Below are 16,753 nucleotides of genomic sequence, written 5' to 3'. Positions count from 1 at the left end.
TCACCCCGGGCGGAGCGAAGCGCAGACCCGGGGCCTATTGCCCACCTCGACGCGGTAGCCCGTCGCGGACCTTGATACGGCCGTCACCGGCGCAAAGACCTTATTCCGCCAACCCACGGCATACCGTGTGGTGAGGGGCATTAGGCCCCGGCTCCGGGGCCGGGGTGACGGGAGAGGGAAACGATAGCGCGTGCCGGGTCTCCAGCGCCCGTATGCACCGCCTCACCCGCATCGCCATGCCGGCTCGCTCCACCTATTCATTCTGCATGCATTAAGTGGATTCAAGGGCCGTCTTATACTTTTGATGGATAAGGGGAATTCCTGAGATTCGCAGTTTTGGACTGGTCGGGAGGAGTAAACGCGCGGGCGAAAGTGTTAACGACCTGCCGCGGATCAGGCTCACGCCTTGTAACATTCCGCCTCGAATACGGTATCATGTGCCGCTCAAAGCATTTTCGTGATCACAGATTCGCATTCGTTCGCACGCGCGGTTTTTGTGCAACAGTGCCGACGGCGAAAAACGCTTTTCGACCAATTCCTTGCGCCTCTTAACGCGTTTCGCGGGCTTCCCGCAAAAGACCGTATTATTGACACAAGGGATTCCATTTTACTGTTTTCATTGTCATTTCGGAATCCGCGGCGATGCCGCCATCGGACGCGCCTTCGGGTATAACAAGTATTCGAAATACTCTTTCATCCCCACATGCCATGCACATTGAAGATGCGGCCCCGGTAGCAGGATGCCGAAAATTGCACCATGGCGCCGAAATCGGCGGGAGATGTCATAGAGCGACACAGAATGTGATTGGCTCGATAGGGAAGGTTTCAGAAACCATCACGATTATGGCGTAATCGCCTCCTAGGTGAGCCATCGCGTCCGAGACCGGGCGCACAACTGTCACAACCCGCGGACCCGGGGAAACGTGTCAGGGTCCGCAAACCACATGACGGGTGGGTTTTCGTTATGGACTACAAGACTGCCGAAGCACTGATCCGAAACGAGAAGGAATCGGATCTGGACCGTCTGTACAAGCCGGTCGGCATCGCGGCCGTCAGCGCTGCTGCCATTTGCTGCTCGGAAAAGAAGGACGCCGGCAAGTCGCGCAAGTGACGACCGGGTCTTCTTAAAAAACATCCCGACATCGCCGCTCCCCTTGCCGGCGTCACGCCGCGAGGACGGGTTATTCGGCGATTTCGCAGGGCGCGCCGCCAATGGCGGGACGGCGTTTGCGGTGAACGGGTCGGGATGTTCGGCGTTCGCGCTCTTCCCGTCTACGGGAACAGACGCACCGTTTGCCACGGCGCCTCGTCGTGGGCGCGGCTGAAGACCAGGCGGTCATGCAGCCGGAACGGGCGATCGCGCCAGAACTCGATCGATTGCGGCACCACGCGGAACCCCGACCAATGCGGCGGCCGGGGCACCTTGCCGATGCCGTATTTGGCGGCATAGCGCGCGACTTCCTTTTCCAGGTGGAAGCGGCTTTCCAGCGGCCGTGACTGCTTCGAGGCCCAGGCCCCGATGCGGCTCTGGCGCGCCCGGCTGTCGTAATAGGCGTCCGCCTCTTCCGCTGTAACCGCGACGACCGGACCGCGCACGCGCACCTGCCGGCGCAGGCTCTTCCAGTGAAAGCAGAGCGCGGCCTTCGGCGTTGCGGCGAGTTCGACGCCCTTGGCACTTTCCAGATTGGTGTAGAAGACGAAGCCGGTCGCATCGACGCCCTTCAGCAGCACCATGCGCACGTCCGGCAGGCCGGTCTCGTCGACGGTCGCCAGCGCCATGGCGTTCGGGTCGTTCGGTTCGGTCTTTTCCGCCTCGGCGAGCCAGTCGCCGAACAGGCGGAACGGCTCGTCGCTGTCGAAAATGTCGTGTTCTTCGGCCTCTTGGGTCACGGCTGGAGATCCTGATCGTTTGTCTGTTGTTGCTACTCGATCGCGGAATACAGCAAATCGCGCTGACAATCACCCCGCCAGCCGCTACAACTCGGTGGGCGCGCCGGCGGCGCGACCGGCCGCGGCAGCATTGCCGGCGTCTGGAATTTTTTCCTATCGGTTCCCATATTGCCGGTGAGAGACAGCCGATGGGCGCAAGGCGTGCCGTTGGCGAGACAGACAAGGTACGGGACGATCTGAATGCGTGATCCTTATACCGTTCTCGGTGTTTCGCGGGACGCTTCGGAGGGCGACGTCAAGAAGGCCTTCCGCAAGCTGGCGAAGAAGTTCCATCCGGACAGCAATCCGGGGGACAAGGCCGCGCAGGCGAAATTCTCCGAGATCAACACCGCCTACGAAATCGTCGGCGACAAGGAAAAGCGGGGCAAGTTCGACCGCGGCGAGATCGACGCCGAGGGCAAGCCGACCTTCCAGGGCTTCGAGGGCCATCCAGGCGGCGGCTTCGGCGGGTTCGGTGGTTTTGGCGGCTTCGGCGGCGACCGCGGCCAGGCCCATGGCTTCCGCCATTCGGCGGAAAACATGTCCGACGTCGGCATGGACGACATCCTCAGCCAGATTCTTGGCGGAATGGGGGGCGGCATGGGCGGCGGCCGGCGCGCCAAGGCCGGCGGCTTCGGCGGCCGGGCCCAGCCCCAGGCCGTGCGCGGCGAGGACGTTGCGGTGACGGCCTCCGTCAGCCTTGAGGACGTCGTCGCCGGCAAGAAGGCGCGGGTGACCCTGCCGACCGGCAAGACCCTCGATGTGGCGCTGCCCCAGGGCGTCGAAGACGGCCAGCAGATCCGCCTCAAGGGCCAGGGCCAGCCGGGCCAGCTCGGCGGGCCGGCCGGCGATGCGCTGGTCAAGGTCGCCTTTCAGCCGCACAAACTCTTCAAGGTCGATGGCCACACCTTGCGCCTCGACCTGCCGATCGGCCTCGACGAGGCCGTCCTCGGCGCCAAGGTCCGCGTGCCGACGCTGGAGGGCGCCGTCGAAATGACGGTTCCGGCCGGCTCCAATGGCGGGCGCACCATGCGGCTGCGCGGCAAGGGCCTGCCGCTTTCCAAGGGCGGCCGCGGCGACCTCCTCATCCAGCTCCGCATCGCCCTGCCGGAAGGCGGCGACGATGAGCTCGAAGAGCTGATGAAGAAGTGGCGCGAGGCCAAACGCTATTCGGCCCGCGGCGAGGAATTCGGCGCGGCGTAGGGCCGGCGTGCTCCAATGCGGGCAACGACGCTCCCGTCATCCCGGGCGAAGCGAAGCGGAGACCCGGGACCCATTGCCCCTGTCGACACAGTAGCCCCTCTCGATTCCTGACCTGACCGACAGCCGCGCCGAGGCCTCGCTCAAGCAACGCCCGGCATACCGCGTGGAGAGGGGCAATAGGCCCCGGCTCGGGGGCCGGGGTGACGACGGAGTTTTGGGCTAACGGTGGTGCATCAAAAAAGAAGTGGAGCCTGTGGCCGACGCCCGCTGGATTGCCGCGTCGGCCTGACGGCCTCCTCGCAATGACGTCTTGTTTATAAATCAAACACTTATTGTCATTGCGAGCGGAGCGAAGCAATCCAGGAGCGACCCGCTCCAACGCCCGCGACGGCGCCCCCCTACCCCGGCTTGCCGCTCAAAAAACTGTGGAACGCCGTGCGGGCTTCCTCGGAGCGCAGGCGCTCGCGGAAGAGGTCGGCTTCCTCCTCGATGCGGGCGATGACGTCCATCGGGTCGCCGCGCAGGAGGCGGCGCGCCGCTGTCAGGGCGGCCTGAGGCTTGGCGGCCAGTTCGCGGGCCGCGGCGAAGGCCTGGGTCTCCACGTCGTCGCTGCGCACCACCGCGTTGACGAGGCCGGCGGCGTGGGCCTGTTCGGCGTCGAAGGTGGCGCCGAGGCAGAGCAGCTCGAAGGCCCGCGGCAGGCCCAGGAGCCGCGGCGCGAGCAGACTGGACGCCGCCTCCGGCACCAGGCCGAGGTCGAGGAAGGGTGTGCGGAAGACCGAGTTCGGGCTGGCATAGACCAGGTCGCAGTGCATCAGCATGGTGGTGCCGATGCCGATGGCGAGCCCATCGACGGCAGCGATCATCGGCTTGTCGACGGTCGCCAGCGTCTTCAGGAAATGGATCACCGCATCGCCGAGCGCTCCCTCCTCGGCAAAACTCAAAAAATCCTCGATGTCGTTGCCGGCCGTGAACGCGCCGGGCACGCCGGCGAGCAGATGGACGCGAACGGCTTCGTCCTGCTCGCCGGTGCGAAGCCCCTCGGTGAGCGTCTCGTACATGGCGTTGGTGATCGCGTTCTTCTTTTCCGGCCGGTCAAGGCGCAGGCACTGGACGCCGGCCTCGCGGTCGATGCGGATGTGTTCGGTCATCGCGGTCACGCCGACAGGAGGTCGGGATCGGCGGCAAGGATGCTCGCCGCGCCGCCGGTGACCGTTTCCTTCAGGCCGCCGCTGGCCGTCAGGATGTTCTCGGCAAAGAACCGGGCGGTGTGGATGTGGGCGGCGGCGGCGCCCGAGCCATCGGCGGAACTCGCCGCGGCAAGCGCGCCGCGGGCAAGGCCGGCGCCGCCGGCGGCGAGCGACAGGAGCCTCAGATAGGGCGTTGCCCCGGCCAGCGCCTCGGAGATGCGCCCCTCGCCGACGGCGGAAAGGAGCCACTCGGTGGCGGCCTCGGCATCGTCCAGCGCGGCGTTCAAACGCTCGCCGATGCGGCCGAAGTCGACCCGGTTGGAGGCGCCGGCGCGCTCCGCCACGTCCCTCAGCTCAGAGAGGTATCCGCGCACGGCCTCGCCGCCGGACTGGGGCAGCTTGCGCATCACGAGGTCGATGGCCTGGATGCCGTTGGTGCCCTCGTAGATCATGGCGATGCGGGAATCGCGCAGGTGCTGGGCGGCGCCGGTCTCCTCCACATAGCCCATGCCGCCATGGATCTGGACGCCGATGGAGGCGACCTCAAAGCCGATGTCGGTGGAAAACGCCTTGGCGAGCGGCGTCAACAGGTTCGCCCGCTCCTGCCAGGTCTTTCCGGCCTCCCCCTCCTCGATGCGGCCGCGGTCGATGGCCTCGGCGCAGGCGTAGCAGATGGCGCGCGAGGCGTGGGCGAGCGCCTTCATGGTGGCGAGGTTGCGGCGCACATCCGGGTGCAGCGCGATCGGCGCCATGCCCTCGCCCTGCCAGTCCGGGCTGCGGCCCTGGCGGCGCTCCTCGGCATAGGCAAGCGCCTGCTGGAAGGCGCGTTCGGCGATGCCGACCCCTTGCAGGCCGACGATCAGGCGGGCGTTGTTCATCATCGTGAACATGCAGGCAAGGCCGCGGTTTTCTTCCCCGACCAGCCAGCCGACGGCACCGTCCTTGTCGCCATAGTGCATGGTGCAGGTGGGCGAGCCGTGGATGCCGAGCTTTTCCTCCACATTGGCGCAGACGAGGTCGTTGGCGGCACCCAAGCTGCCGTCCTCGTTGACGAGGTATTTCGGCACGGCAAAGAGCGAGATGCCCCTGGTGCCGGCCGGCGCATCGGGCAGGCGCGCCAGCACCAGATGGACGATGTTGTCGGTGAGGTCGTGCTCGCCATAGGTGATGAAGATCTTCTGGCCGAAGAGGCGGTAGCTGCCGTCGCCGGCGCGCTCGGCGCGGGTGCGCAGCGCGTTGAGGTCGGAGCCGGCCTGGGGCTCGGTCAGGTTCATGGTCGCCATCCACTCGCCCGAGACGAGCTTCGTCAGATAGCGCTCCTGGACCTCGGGGCTGGCATGGGCGGCGAAGGCCTCGATGGAGCCGACGGTCAGCGTCGGGCCGACGCCGAAGGCCATGGAGGCCGCGTTCCACATCTCCTGGGTCGCGGCCAGCATGATCGTCGGCAGCCCCTGGCCGCCGAATTCCTCCGGCGCCGAAAGCCCCGCCCAGCCGGCCGCGCACCAGGCCTCGTAGACCCGCCGCCAGCCCTCCGGCATGGTGACCTTGCCGTCCTTGAAGTGGGCGTGTTCCGCATCGCCGACGCGGTTCAGCGGCGCGATCTCCTCGCTGGCGAACTTGCCGGCTTCCTCCAGGATGGCGTCCATCAGGTCTTCGCTGAGGTCGCCGAAACGACCATCGGCAAGAAGCTCCGAGACGCCGGTCATGTGCTTCAGGGTGAAGGCGATATCGGATACCGGCGCGCGGTAGCTCATGAAATTCCTCCCGAAAGGACCGGCCCTCAGCCCTTGACGCCTGCGGCAAGCGGCGTCAAAACCGCGCCAGTTCGTATTTTTCCAGCACTCTATCGCCCCCCGCCGCCCCGTCAATGGCGGGTTGCGCGCGCCCGGTCTGCAAACCGGCCGGCGCCGGTTTCCCGGGACCGCCATGAAAATCTGGCCCATAGACCCTCTTCAAAAGCATTTCGACGACGACCCCGGCTTTGCCGAGGCGCTCCGGAACCTTGGCGCCGGAAGGCTTGTCGCCGTGCCGACCGAGACGGTTTACGGGCTTGCGGCCGACGCCACGAACGCCGATGCCGTCGCCGGCATCTTTGCCGCCAAGGAGCGGCCGAGCTTCAACCCGCTGATTTCCCATGTGGAGGATCTGGACGCCGCGGAACGCCACGGCGTCTTCGACGCGGCGGCGCGCACGCTGGCCGAGGCGTTCTGGCCAGGGCCGCTGACCCTCGTCGTGGAGCGCCGCAGCACCTCGCCGATCTGCGATCTGGCGACCGCCGGGCTGTCGACGGTCGGGCTCCGGGTGCCGGCGACCCGCGTGACGCGGGCGCTGACGGCCGCCCTCGGCCGGCCGCTCGCCGCCCCCAGCGCCAACCGCTCCGGACGGATCAGCACGACCACGGCCGAAGCCGTCGCGGCCGATCTCGGCGAGCGGATCGCCGGCATCGTCGACTGCGGGCCGACGCCCGTCGGCGTGGAATCGACGATCGTCGCCACCGTCGGCCCCGACCCGGTGCTCCTCCGTCCCGGCGGCATTCCCCGCGGCGCCATCGAAGAGCTTCTCGGCCGGCCCCTTGCGGCGCCGACGGACGCCGCGGACAGGCCCTCGGCGCCAGGCATGCTCGCCTCGCACTATGCGCCCGATGCCAAGGTCAGGCTCGATGCGGAGGACGTGCGGCCCGGCGAGGCGCTGCTTGCCTTCGGGCCGGAATTGCCGCCCGGAGCGGACGGCGCCATTGCCGTTGCCAACCTCTCGCCGGCCGGGGATCTGACGGAAGCCGCCAAGGCTCTCTTCGGCCTGATGCGCCGGCTCGACGCCAGCGGCGCGGCGACCATCGCCGTCATGCCGATCCCCGATGACGGGCTCGGCGAGGCGATCCGCGACCGGCTTTCCAGGGCGGCTGCACCGCGAAATATGCATCGTCCGTAAAATACACTTGTTGACAAGCGTCCCGGCTCCATCGTCTGATTTCCAACCCGGGAGTTACAGGAAACGCCATTGGCCACGCTTTACATTTCGCACCCCGTGTTCCTGGAACACGTCACGCCGCTCGGCCATCCGGAGCGCGCCGACCGCCTACGCGCCATCGACCGCATCCTGGAACATGAGCGTTTCCAGTCGCTGCAGCGGGACGTGCCGCCGAAGGCCACGATGGAACAACTGCTGTTCGCCCATCCGGAAGAGCACATCCTCGACGTCGAGGCGTCGATCCCGATGGAGGGCGTTGCCCATCTCGATTCCGACACCACCGTGTCGTCGGGAAGCTGGGAGGCGGCCTCGCGGGCGGCCGGCGCGGCAATCCTTGCCGTCGACGACGTCATGAAGGGGATCGTCCAGAACGCCTTTTGCGCGATCCGCCCGCCGGGGCACCATGCCGAGGCCGACACCTCGATGGGCTTCTGCCTCTTCAACAATGCTGCCATCGGCGCCCGCCAGGCGCAGAGGAAGCACGGCGCGGAGCGTGTCGCGATCATCGATTTCGACGTCCATCACGGCAACGGCACCCAGGACATCTTCTGGAACGACCCCACCGTGATGTACGCCTCCACGCACCAGTTCCCGCTCTATCCGGGCACCGGGGCGGCGAACGAGACCGGCGTCGGCAACATCGTCAACGCGCCACTCGATCCGGGCGCGGGCGGGGCAGAATTCCGCGAGGCGTTCGACATCGCGATCCTGCCGGCGGTGGAGAAGTTCAAGCCGGACCTGATCATCATCTCGGCAGGCTTCGACGGCCACGCCCGCGACCCGCTCGCCCATCTCAACCTGGTGGAGGCCGATTTCGCCTGGGCGACCAAGAAGCTGATGGACATCGCCGACCGCACCTGCGAGGGCCGCGTGGTCTCGCTCCTGGAAGGCGGCTACGACCTGGAATCCCTCGCCCGCTCCACCGCTGCCCATGTGCTGTCGCTGATGGGCTCCTGACGCCCGGCATCGCCGGGTTGACCTTTGGGGCTCGACGGCAAATCCTTGGGCGCGAGGGGAATCAGCGGGCCGCCTGCCCGTCATCAACGAAGGGATCGCGGAGTGGCCGAGAAAAGCGCGCGCGGAGCGGAAGCCGGGGCCGACATTGCCGACATGAGCTTCGAGAAGGCGCTGGCGGAGCTGGAGACCATCGTCGAAAAGCTGGAGCGCGGCGACGTCCCGCTTGCCGAATCCATCGCCATCTACGAGCGCGGCGAAGCGCTGAAGAAGCACTGCGACACGCTCCTCAAGGCGGCCGAGGCCAAGGTGGAGAAGATCCGCACCGACGGCGAGGGCAATCCGGTCGGCACCGAACCGCTCGACGTCGAGTAACCAAAAACACGCCGCTCACCTGAAAATACTGGCAAGCCGCGCCGCGCGCCCCATCTTTCTGCACTGCAGTCTTTCGGGAGCTTGCCCATGGTTCGCCCGCCAATGCCCGGCCATCCAACGTCCAGCCACCGGACCGGCGCATGAGCGCCGACAATCCGGCCATCGACACGGTGATCGCCGCGCGCACGCGCGATCTCGGCGGCTTCGAGGTGGCGCGGGTGCTGCCCTCGGCGCGCCGGCGCATGGTCGGGCCGTTCATCTTCCTCGACCAGATGGGACCGGCCGAATTCCTCACCGGCACCGGCATCGACGTGCGCCCGCACCCGCATATCGGGCTCTCCACCCTCACCTATCTCTATTCCGGCGCGCTGATGCACCGGGACTCTGAGGGCCATGCCCAGGTGATCCGGCCCGGCGAGGTCAACTGGATGACGGCCGGGCGGGGCATTGCCCATTCGGAGCGCTCGCCGGAGGAGGCCCGTGCGAAAACGCACGACCTCTTCGGGCTGCAGTTCTGGGTCGCGCTGCCGAAGGACCGCGAGGAGACGGACCCGTCCTTCATCCATTATTCGAACGACGAGGTTGCGACCGTCGTCGGCAACGGCATCGACGTGACGGTGGTCGCCGGCACGCTGTGGGGCGCGACGTCGGAGGTGGAGACCGTCGCCGACCTCGTCTTTGCCGACATCGCGCTCGATCCCGGCGCGGCCGTGCCGGTCGATGCCGACCACGAGGAGCGCGCGGTCTATGTGCTCTCCGGACGCATCGACCTTGCGGGCAGCACCTTTTCGGCCGGCGAGCTGGCGGTGCTGGCGCCCGGCCATGCCACCATCCTGAAGGCCGAAGAAGAGTCCCGGGTCGCCCTTCTCGGCGGGCCGACGGCCGACGGGCCGCGCCACATCTGGTGGAATTTCGTTTCCTCGTCCAAGGAGCGGATCGAGGACGCCAAGGCCGACTGGAAGGCCGGCCGGTTCCCGCTCGTTGCCGGCGACGAGACCGAGTTCGTCCCCTTGCCGGAGCAGTAGTGTCTAGCCTTGTTGACAGATCGCCTGCCGCAATTGGCCGCGGAGCCTCATGTGTCAATTTTACTTGACACGTTTACGGTTCTTGTGCCCTTGCTATAAGGCTTGGTGTTTTCCGAATTCTGACAGTGCGATACGGACGTGACAGACAAACCGAACACCCCGCTGCTCGATCAGGTGAGCAGCCCCGCCGACCTCAGGAAGCTCGACCCCGCCCAGTTGCGGCAGCTCGCCGATGAGCTGCGCGAGGAGGTGATCGACACCGTATCGGTCACCGGCGGCCATCTCGGCGCCGGCCTCGGCGTCGTCGAGCTCACCGTCGCCCTGCATTACATCTTCGATACGCCGGACGACCGGCTGATCTGGGACGTCGGCCACCAGTGCTATCCGCACAAAATCCTGACCGAGCGCCGTGACCGCATCCGCACCCTGCGCCAGGGCGGCGGCCTTTCCGGCTTCACCAAGCGCAAGGAATCCGGCTACGACCCGTTCGGCGCCGGCCATTCCTCGACCTCGATCTCCGCCGGCCTCGGCTTTGCCGTCGCCCGCGACCTTGCCGGCAAGCAGAACAACGTCATCGCGGTCATCGGTGACGGCTCGATGTCGGCCGGCATGGCCTATGAGGCGATGAACAATGCCGGCGCCCAGGAATCCCGGCTGATCGTCATCCTCAACGACAACGAGATGTCGATCGCCCCGCCGGTCGGCGCCATGAGTTCCTACCTTGCCCGGCTGGTCTCGAGCCGCACCTTCCTGCAGCTCCGCGATATGGGCAAGCAACTGCTCAGGCGAATGCCGAAGATCTTTCACGAGCCGGTCTCGCGCGCGGAAGAATACGCCCGCGGCATGTGGACGGGCGGCACGCTGTTCGAAGAGCTGGGCTTTTACTATGTCGGCCCGATCGACGGCCACAACCTCGACCACCTGCTGCCGGTCCTGAAGAATGTGCGCGACGTCAAGGACGGGCCGATCCTCGTCCATGTCGTCACCCAGAAGGGCAAGGGCTACGAGCCGGCCGAGCGCTCCACCGACAAGTATCACGGCGTCGCCAAGTTCGACGTGGTCACCGGCGCGCAGGTGAAATCGGCGGGGACGGCGCCCTCCTACACCAAGGTGTTCGCCGAGGCGATCACCGAGGAAGCGGCCAGGGACGACAAGATCGTCGCCGTGACCGCGGCGATGCCCGCCGGCACCGGCCTCGACAAGTTCGCCGAGAAATACCCCAAGCGCTTCTTCGACGTCGGCATTGCCGAACAGCATGCCGTCACCTTCTCCGCCGGCCTTGCCGCGGAAGGGCTGAAGCCGTTCTGCGCCATCTATTCGACCTTCCTGCAGCGCGCCTACGACCAGGTGGTGCACGACGTCGCCATCCAGGGCCTGCCGGTGCGCTTTGCCATCGACCGGGCCGGGATCGTCGGCGCCGACGGCGCCACCCATGCCGGCGCCTTCGACCTTGCCTATCTCTCCTGCCTGCCGAACATGGTGGTGATGGCCGCCGCCGACGAGGCGGACCTCGTCCACATGGTGACGACCGCCGCCGCCTATAATGACGGCCCGATCGCGTTCCGCTATCCGCGCGGCGAGGGCCGCGGCGTGGAGATGCCGGAAAAGGGCGAGGTGCTGGAGATCGGCCGCGGCCGGATCCTGCGCAAGGGCTCCAAGGTGGCGCTGCTGTCGATCGGCGCGCGGCTCGGCCAGTGCCTCACCGCCGCCGACGAACTGGACGCGGCAGGACTTTCGACGACCGTTGCCGACGCCCGCTTCGCCAAGCCGCTCGACCGCGATCTGATCAGCCGGCTTGCCGGCAATCACGAGGTCCTGATCATCGTCGAAGAAGGCTCCGTCGGCGGCTTCTCCGCCCAGGTCTTCGACTTCCTCGCCGATGACGGGCTCCTGGAAAACAGCCTCAAGGTCCGCTCGCTGCACCTGCCCGACGCCTTCCTCGACCATGGCAGCACCGAGGCGATCTACGGCGAGGTCGGGCTCGACGCCAAGGGCATCGTCTCCAAGGTCTTCGAGGCGCTCGGCCACCAGACTGTTTCCGACTTCCGGCGGGCGTAAACGCGCGGTTGCCGCTGAACGAAACGCTCAAGCGCATGGCGCGTCCGATCCAACGGACGCGCCATCGTTTTGCTGTTCGCTTTTTTCCCCTCTCCTTGCCGCAAAACCGGTTCCCAGGTGCGGGCGACACCCGTTACAGTCGGTTTTTCCGAACGTGGCCCTTTTTGCGCCGCACGCCGCGGCTAACAACGCGGTGGCGGGGCGCTACCTCTATGCGGGGAGATTTCATGACCGTTTCGGCGACTTCAGCAGAAACCCGAGGCTTTTTCCGCCTTCCGGCGGCGTTTTTCGCGCTGGCGCTGGCCACCCTGGTGCCATCGCTGCTGGCGACACCGGCCGCGGCCCAGCGCGGCGACGTGCAGCGCTGCGCCCGGACCTGCCTTGACGATTTCGGCAGCATCAACCATCCCGGTTACCGGCGCTGCGTCTCGCGGCGCTGCCTCGGCTCCGGGCCGGTAATCCGACGCGCGCCCGATCCCGTGGCGCCGCCCGCACCCGTTGTCCGCCAGGGACCCGACCAGCCGCAGGTGCGCTCCGTGCAGCGCCAGCTCACCGAACTCGGCTACGATCCGGGGCCGGTCGACGGGCTCTATGGCGAGCAGACGGCGGAGACGATCCGCCAGTTCCTCGCCGACCGTGGCATTCGCGGCAACGGCCGCATCACCAGGCGCCTCCATCGCGAACTGGCCGCGGCCCGCGCCGAGCAGCGCCGAGGCGTCGCCCGGCAGCAGCCCCGGACTGAGCCCCGTACCGAGCCGCGCGCTGCACCGCGGACCGAGCGCGCCAGAGCGCCGATTACCGACGACCTGGCGCCGACCGCACCGGCCGCAAAGCCGAAGCCTCCCCAGCCGAAGGTCGCCGAGGCCGCGCCGGCCGACGAGCCGGATACCGCCGACGACGCAGCGGACGACCGCGCTGCCGATGAGGACATGGCCGACATGCCCGAGGATGCGAACGGTGCCGACGAGGCCACTGCCGAGGACGCGCCGAGCGACGAGGCCTCGGCCGAGCCGGCCGAAAGCGAGGCGCCCGAGGCGACCGCCCCGCGCCGCGCCAAGCCGCGCGACATCCTTGCCGAAGCGGCCGAAGCCAGACGGAAGGCCGAGGAGGCCGAAAACGCAGGGGCCGAGAACGCGGACGACGGCGCCGAGCAGCCCGACGCCATCGCCGAGACCGCTGAAGCCTCCGAGGCGCCCGACGCCGACGAGCCGGAAGCGGCCACGGCCGATGTGACGGATGACGGCCCGCGCGCGCTCATTGCCGACATCTACACCCTGCCCGACCCGGATGTGGGCGTATGGGCGAAGAACCGCCGGCTCTGGTACTTCTCCGACCACATGCTGGAGCTGGTCGAGGCGGCGGAAGCGGCGATGAAGGAAAAGAACGGTTCGGAGGAACTCGACTTCAACCCGATCGTGCCGGGCCAGGACTACAACATCACCGACCTGTCGATTTCCGAACCGAAGATCGACGGCGATACGGCGACGGTGACGGTCAAGTTCACCAACACGCTCGGCGGGGACTCCAAGACCCACGAACTGGTCTACACCCTCGTCACGCTGGACGACTCCTGGCTGATCGACGACATCGTCACCGACGGCACGGCGCTCTCCGACACGCTTCAGGACATCGCCGGCAACTGACGGACCGTATCGTGTGACAGACAAAAGGCGGAGCGACCCAGTCGCCCCGCCTTTTTCGTCAGCTCGGAAACGTTGCGTCGCCATAAAGCATGTTGCGTTTTTTCTGAAACACGTAACATGCTTTAGGTCTTTGTTTTGCCGCGATTTCTTATCCAAAAAGTCTATCAACTTTTTGGGAAAGCGCTCTAAGGATTGGACACCAGCGGCCGGGCGCACTGGCGGCGCATCTTGGCGAGGTGCTCCTCGGCGCCCTCAAGCGAGTGCTCGGAGCGCTTGCCGTCGATCTCGATGGCGAGCGAGGTCCCTTTGACGAGGCGGCCCAGCAGCGGATCGAAGCGATTGATGGTGACGAGCGGCAGCCAGGCGGCGTTCATCTCGTCGCGCACGATCCCGGCCGCGCGGCGCAGCTTGCGATCGTCGACGAAGAAGGTCGCCTGCATCTGCCGCGGCTTGGTCGGCGGCTCGGCAAGGTGGCTGGAGAACAGCGAGATGCGCACCGTCTGGGTGGCGCGGTCGCAGTCGAGCCAGAGGGCGATGTCGTCGCATTCATTGCAGCCGACGAGGCCGGCCGAGGCGCCGGTATCGGTCTTTGAACTGACCCAGAAATAGTCGGCGCCGGCGGCCTGGATCACCGAGGCGGCCAGCAAGGCGATTGCTGTCAGGATGAGACGCACGGCGATTTTCTCCCGAAAAACAACTGGATGGGGCGAGATTACACGAATGGCGCGACGTCGCCATTACGATTTCGCAGTGCCGCCTATAGGCCGAGCGAATGGCTCGGACAATTAATTTATACGAGATGTAACCAAATTTCGATTGCAATGCCATTTTTCGTAACATAGGTTTCGATCCAGCATCGGCTGCGACCAGTTGCCGCAAGAAACCCGGACCGCTGACGCGCCGGAAACAACAACGACATCGGGAGCGCCTTTTTTAGAAAAGGCGCCGAAACGACCCCAAGGACAGGAGCCGAAAATGGCCGAGAGAGAACGCTTCGCCGACAAGATGGAATTCCCGCCGGAGACGGATCAGCCCAACGTCTATCCGCTGACCTGGGTCCGCAAGACCCAGAAGATGGAAGAGATCTGGGACGCCGCCCAGCGCGAGGTCTGGGACCCCAAGAAGCTGTCCTGGGACACCTTCGACCCGGAGCGCTATTCCTGGGAGGAACGAGAGGCGATCGCCTATTGGTGGACGATCCTGTCGGTGTTCGATGCCTCCGCCCCGCCGGTCTTCGCCGAGGCGCTGATCAAGTGCTACGAGGAGCATGAGGAGGACCCGGTCCGCCGCTGCTTCTTCTCGGTCACCCGCGACGAGCAGAACCACGAGCAGATGTGCGGCCTGACCATCACCAAGCTGCTCGACCATCCGGACGCCATTTCCTACGAGCCGAAGACCGACCTCGGACGGCGCCTGCAGCGCAACGCCAAGTGGCTCTATTTCAACGGCGGGCGCTACTGGAACGGCTACAAGAAGGCGGTGCCGAAATATTCGCTGGCCGTCCTCTTCTCCTCCTTCCTGATGGGCGAGATTGCCGCCGCCACCATCTTCCACCAGATGGCCAAGGGCTGTTCGGAGCCGGTGTTCCAGGAGGCATTCAAGAATATCGGCCGCGACGAGGGCCGGCACATGGCGATCTGCATGTCGCTGATGGAGCGCGACTACCCGAACCTCACCGACGAGGAAAAGCCGATCATCACCAAGCAGATCCGCGCCGGCTACCTGTTCCTGTCGGCGGTCCTGTTCGAGCCGCCGGAGGAGTTCTGGGACATCCCGTCCGACTTCATCGCCACCCAGCGCGAGGCCGAGGAAGTCGCGCGCGCCGCCGGCTTCGGCATTCCGACCTATGAGGAAAAGAAGGAAAACTGGAAGCGGGCGATGCTCAACCTGAAGGCCGTGCTCGACAAGTACGACACGGAATTCCCGGCGATCCCGGAAGTCGGCATTACCGGCCGCGAGATCACCGACGTCGACATGGACGAGATCATCCCGGTCTTCTGATTCTTTTGGAATGGGACGCAGCCCCGGGGATAGCCCCCGGGGCTGCGTTGCTGCCGGGCGGCGTGTGCGTATGCTCGAAGGTCTCCGATCCGACGCTTGGTGAGACCTTTGTGCCATGGCAGGATCGGCAACCAGACAAAAAGCAAAAAAACGGGAGGCGCGCCGATGGCGACGATCCGCATGTTCCCTTCCGGCCAGGAGGTGGAATCCCTTCCCGGCGACACCGTGCTGGCGGCGCTGGAGCGCACCGGCTATGCGCTGCCGAACAACTGCCGGGCCGGCGCCTGCGGCGAGTGCAAGGTCAAGGTGCGCTCCGGCGAATTCGACCAGGGCATGGTGCTCGACATGGCGCTGTCGCCGGAGGACCGGGAGGCCGGCTTCGGGTTGATGTGCATGGCCAAGCCGATCTCCGACGTCATGGAGATCGAGTGGGGCACGGAAGACGCCCAGCCGAAGCTGTTCCCGTCGGCCGAGAACATGTTCTACGTGCTGACCGACCGCGTCCCGCGCACGCCGAGCATCCTGGAAATCCGCCTGAGGCCCATCGGGTCCGCCATGCGCTACTGGCCGGGCCAGTACGTGACCCTCGGCGACGAGCGCAACGGCGTGCCGACCCGCTGCTACTCCATCGCCAACCCGCCGCAGCCGGACGGCGAGATCACCCTCCACGTCACCCGCATCGACGAGGGCACCACGAGCCTGTGGGTCCACGACACGCTGAAGATCGGCGACAAGGTGCGGCTCTCCGGCCCCTACGGCACCTTCATCGGCGATCCGTCGGCCAAGACCCCGGTGCTGTGCCTTGCCGCCGGCTCCGGCCTTGCCCCGATCCTGTCGCTGGCGACGGCGGCGCTGACCCGCGGCGGCTTCAAATACCCGGCGACGGTGCTCTTCTCCGCCCGCACTGAAGCCGACCTCTACGAGACCGGCCTCCTGAAATTCCTGGAAGCGAAATACCGCAATTTCCGGTTCCGCACGACACTGACGCGCGAGACGGGGCCGGACCTTTCGGGCCGCATTCCGGAACTTCTGCCGGACCTTTATCCGGACCTTTCCGGCTACAGCGTCTATATCGCCGGCAGTCCGGAATTCGTCGACGAGTGCACGGCCGTCGCAAGGCGCCTCGGCGCAAAGGACGACCTCATCCACACGGAAGGCTTCGTCGGCCAGAACGTTGCCACCGAGCCGCCTTCGGAGCGGTTGATGGGGAGCGGCTGATGGGGAACGGCTGATGGGCAGTGCCTGATCCGGCCCTTGCCGCAAATCACCTGACAGATCGCACCGGCCGCCACATGCGGCCGCGCTCGTTTCGCGCGATTTGGTATACATCTGCAACCGCGATTTTCACCAATCTTTCATAGCTTTGCAGCAATGTGACCGGGCACGTTGCGAGCGCGATTGACCGTGC

14 protein-coding genes are annotated in these 16,753 nt (G+C 66.3%); 10 read left to right on the top strand and 4 right to left on the bottom strand.

Features of this window, described 5'->3' with window-relative positions; genetic code table 11:
- The first annotated feature begins 964 nt into the window (after window positions 1-964).
- The gene (locus M2319_RS21885; protein WP_264603603.1) at window positions 965-1,111 is read left to right on the top strand and encodes a hypothetical protein; all 147 of its coding nucleotides are present in this window, start codon (window positions 965-967) and stop codon (window positions 1,109-1,111) included.
- Between the two features lie 161 nt (window positions 1,112-1,272).
- On the opposite strand, the gene pdxH is transcribed toward M2319_RS21885, so the two are convergent.
- Window positions 1,273-1,890 (bottom strand): pyridoxamine 5'-phosphate oxidase, encoded by a 618-nt coding sequence (pdxH, locus tag M2319_RS21880; protein ID WP_264603602.1) that lies wholly within the window; start codon window positions 1,888-1,890, stop codon window positions 1,273-1,275.
- Window positions 1,891-2,130: 240 nt separating this feature from the next.
- Here pdxH and M2319_RS21875 point away from each other — a divergent pair, with 240 nt between their 5' ends.
- A complete protein-coding gene (locus tag M2319_RS21875) occupies window positions 2,131-3,132 on the top strand; it encodes a DnaJ C-terminal domain-containing protein (RefSeq protein ID WP_264603601.1) in 1,002 nt (333 codons plus the stop codon).
- A gap of 398 nt (window positions 3,133-3,530) precedes the next feature.
- Here the strand turns inward: M2319_RS21875 and M2319_RS21870 are convergent, their stop codons facing one another.
- Entirely contained in the window at window positions 3,531-4,283 is a 753-nt protein-coding gene (locus M2319_RS21870; RefSeq protein WP_264603600.1) for a crotonase/enoyl-CoA hydratase family protein, read from the bottom strand.
- A 5-nt stretch (window positions 4,284-4,288) separates the two neighbouring features.
- Window positions 4,289-6,076 (bottom strand): acyl-CoA dehydrogenase, encoded by a 1,788-nt coding sequence (locus tag M2319_RS21865; RefSeq protein ID WP_264603599.1) that lies wholly within the window; start codon window positions 6,074-6,076, stop codon window positions 4,289-4,291.
- 172 nt (window positions 6,077-6,248) lie between these two features.
- Between M2319_RS21865 and M2319_RS21860 the strand changes: the two genes are divergently transcribed.
- The 6 genes from M2319_RS21860 (at window position 6,249) to M2319_RS21835 (ending at window position 13,344) form a co-directional block, all read left to right on the top strand.
- Window positions 6,249-7,250, top strand: a complete 1,002-nt coding sequence (locus M2319_RS21860; RefSeq protein WP_264603598.1) for an L-threonylcarbamoyladenylate synthase — start codon at window positions 6,249-6,251, stop codon at window positions 7,248-7,250.
- Window positions 7,251-7,319: 69 nt separating this feature from the next.
- Complete coding sequence (locus tag M2319_RS21855; RefSeq protein ID WP_264603597.1) at window positions 7,320-8,246, top strand: histone deacetylase family protein; 927 nt, start codon at window positions 7,320-7,322, stop codon at window positions 8,244-8,246.
- Between the two features lie 102 nt (window positions 8,247-8,348).
- Entirely contained in the window at window positions 8,349-8,618 is a 270-nt protein-coding gene (locus M2319_RS21850; protein WP_264603596.1) for an exodeoxyribonuclease VII small subunit, read from the top strand.
- A 140-nt stretch (window positions 8,619-8,758) separates the two neighbouring features.
- Window positions 8,759-9,643, top strand: coding sequence for a pirin family protein (locus M2319_RS21845; protein ID WP_264603595.1), 885 nt, complete (start codon window positions 8,759-8,761; stop codon window positions 9,641-9,643).
- Between the two features lie 138 nt (window positions 9,644-9,781).
- Window positions 9,782-11,701 (top strand): 1-deoxy-D-xylulose-5-phosphate synthase, encoded by a 1,920-nt coding sequence (gene dxs / locus M2319_RS21840; protein WP_264603594.1) that lies wholly within the window; start codon window positions 9,782-9,784, stop codon window positions 11,699-11,701.
- 227 nt (window positions 11,702-11,928) lie between these two features.
- Window positions 11,929-13,344, top strand: a complete 1,416-nt coding sequence (locus M2319_RS21835; protein WP_264603593.1) for a peptidoglycan-binding protein — start codon at window positions 11,929-11,931, stop codon at window positions 13,342-13,344.
- 185 nt (window positions 13,345-13,529) lie between these two features.
- Here the strand turns inward: M2319_RS21835 and M2319_RS21830 are convergent, their stop codons facing one another.
- A complete protein-coding gene (locus M2319_RS21830) occupies window positions 13,530-14,018 on the bottom strand; it encodes a hypothetical protein (protein ID WP_264603592.1) in 489 nt (162 codons plus the stop codon).
- Between the two features lie 301 nt (window positions 14,019-14,319).
- On the opposite strand from M2319_RS21830, the gene M2319_RS21825 reads away from it, so the two are divergent.
- Both M2319_RS21825 and M2319_RS21820 read left to right on the top strand, forming a co-directional pair.
- The gene (locus tag M2319_RS21825; RefSeq protein WP_264603591.1) at window positions 14,320-15,345 is read left to right on the top strand and encodes a hypothetical protein; all 1,026 of its coding nucleotides are present in this window, start codon (window positions 14,320-14,322) and stop codon (window positions 15,343-15,345) included.
- Window positions 15,346-15,510: 165 nt separating this feature from the next.
- Window positions 15,511-16,563 carry a 2Fe-2S iron-sulfur cluster-binding protein gene (locus M2319_RS21820; RefSeq protein WP_264603590.1) on the top strand — a complete coding sequence of 351 codons (1,053 nt, stop codon included), beginning with the start codon at window positions 15,511-15,513 and terminating at the stop codon, window positions 16,561-16,563.
- The last annotated feature ends 190 nt before the right edge of the window (window positions 16,564-16,753 follow it).

The sequence above is a fragment of the Rhodobium gokarnense genome, assembly GCF_025961475.1.
GTDB classification, from domain to species: domain Bacteria; phylum Pseudomonadota; class Alphaproteobacteria; order Rhizobiales; family Rhodobiaceae; genus Rhodobium; species Rhodobium gokarnense.
This window is presented reverse-complemented; position numbering and strand designations above follow the sequence as displayed.

What these genes read in the sequence shown, in the direction of transcription:
- M2319_RS21885 (WP_264603603.1), top strand. Translation starts at nt 965, where the DNA reads ATGGACTACAAGACTGCCGAAGCACTGATCCGAAACGAGAAGGAATCG.
- M2319_RS21875 (WP_264603601.1), top strand. Translation starts at nt 2,131, where the DNA reads ATGCGTGATCCTTATACCGTTCTCGGTGTTTCGCGGGACGCTTCGGAG.
- M2319_RS21870 (WP_264603600.1), bottom strand. Translation starts at nt 4,283, where the DNA reads ATGACCGAACACATCCGCATCGACCGCGAGGCCGGCGTCCAGTGCCTG.
- M2319_RS21865 (WP_264603599.1), bottom strand. Translation starts at nt 6,076, where the DNA reads ATGAGCTACCGCGCGCCGGTATCCGATATCGCCTTCACCCTGAAGCAC.
- M2319_RS21860 (WP_264603598.1), top strand. Translation starts at nt 6,249, where the DNA reads ATGAAAATCTGGCCCATAGACCCTCTTCAAAAGCATTTCGACGACGAC.
- M2319_RS21845 (WP_264603595.1), top strand. Translation starts at nt 8,759, where the DNA reads ATGAGCGCCGACAATCCGGCCATCGACACGGTGATCGCCGCGCGCACG.
- M2319_RS21835 (WP_264603593.1), top strand. Translation starts at nt 11,929, where the DNA reads ATGACCGTTTCGGCGACTTCAGCAGAAACCCGAGGCTTTTTCCGCCTT.
- M2319_RS21825 (WP_264603591.1), top strand. Translation starts at nt 14,320, where the DNA reads ATGGCCGAGAGAGAACGCTTCGCCGACAAGATGGAATTCCCGCCGGAG.
- M2319_RS21820 (WP_264603590.1), top strand. Translation starts at nt 15,511, where the DNA reads ATGGCGACGATCCGCATGTTCCCTTCCGGCCAGGAGGTGGAATCCCTT.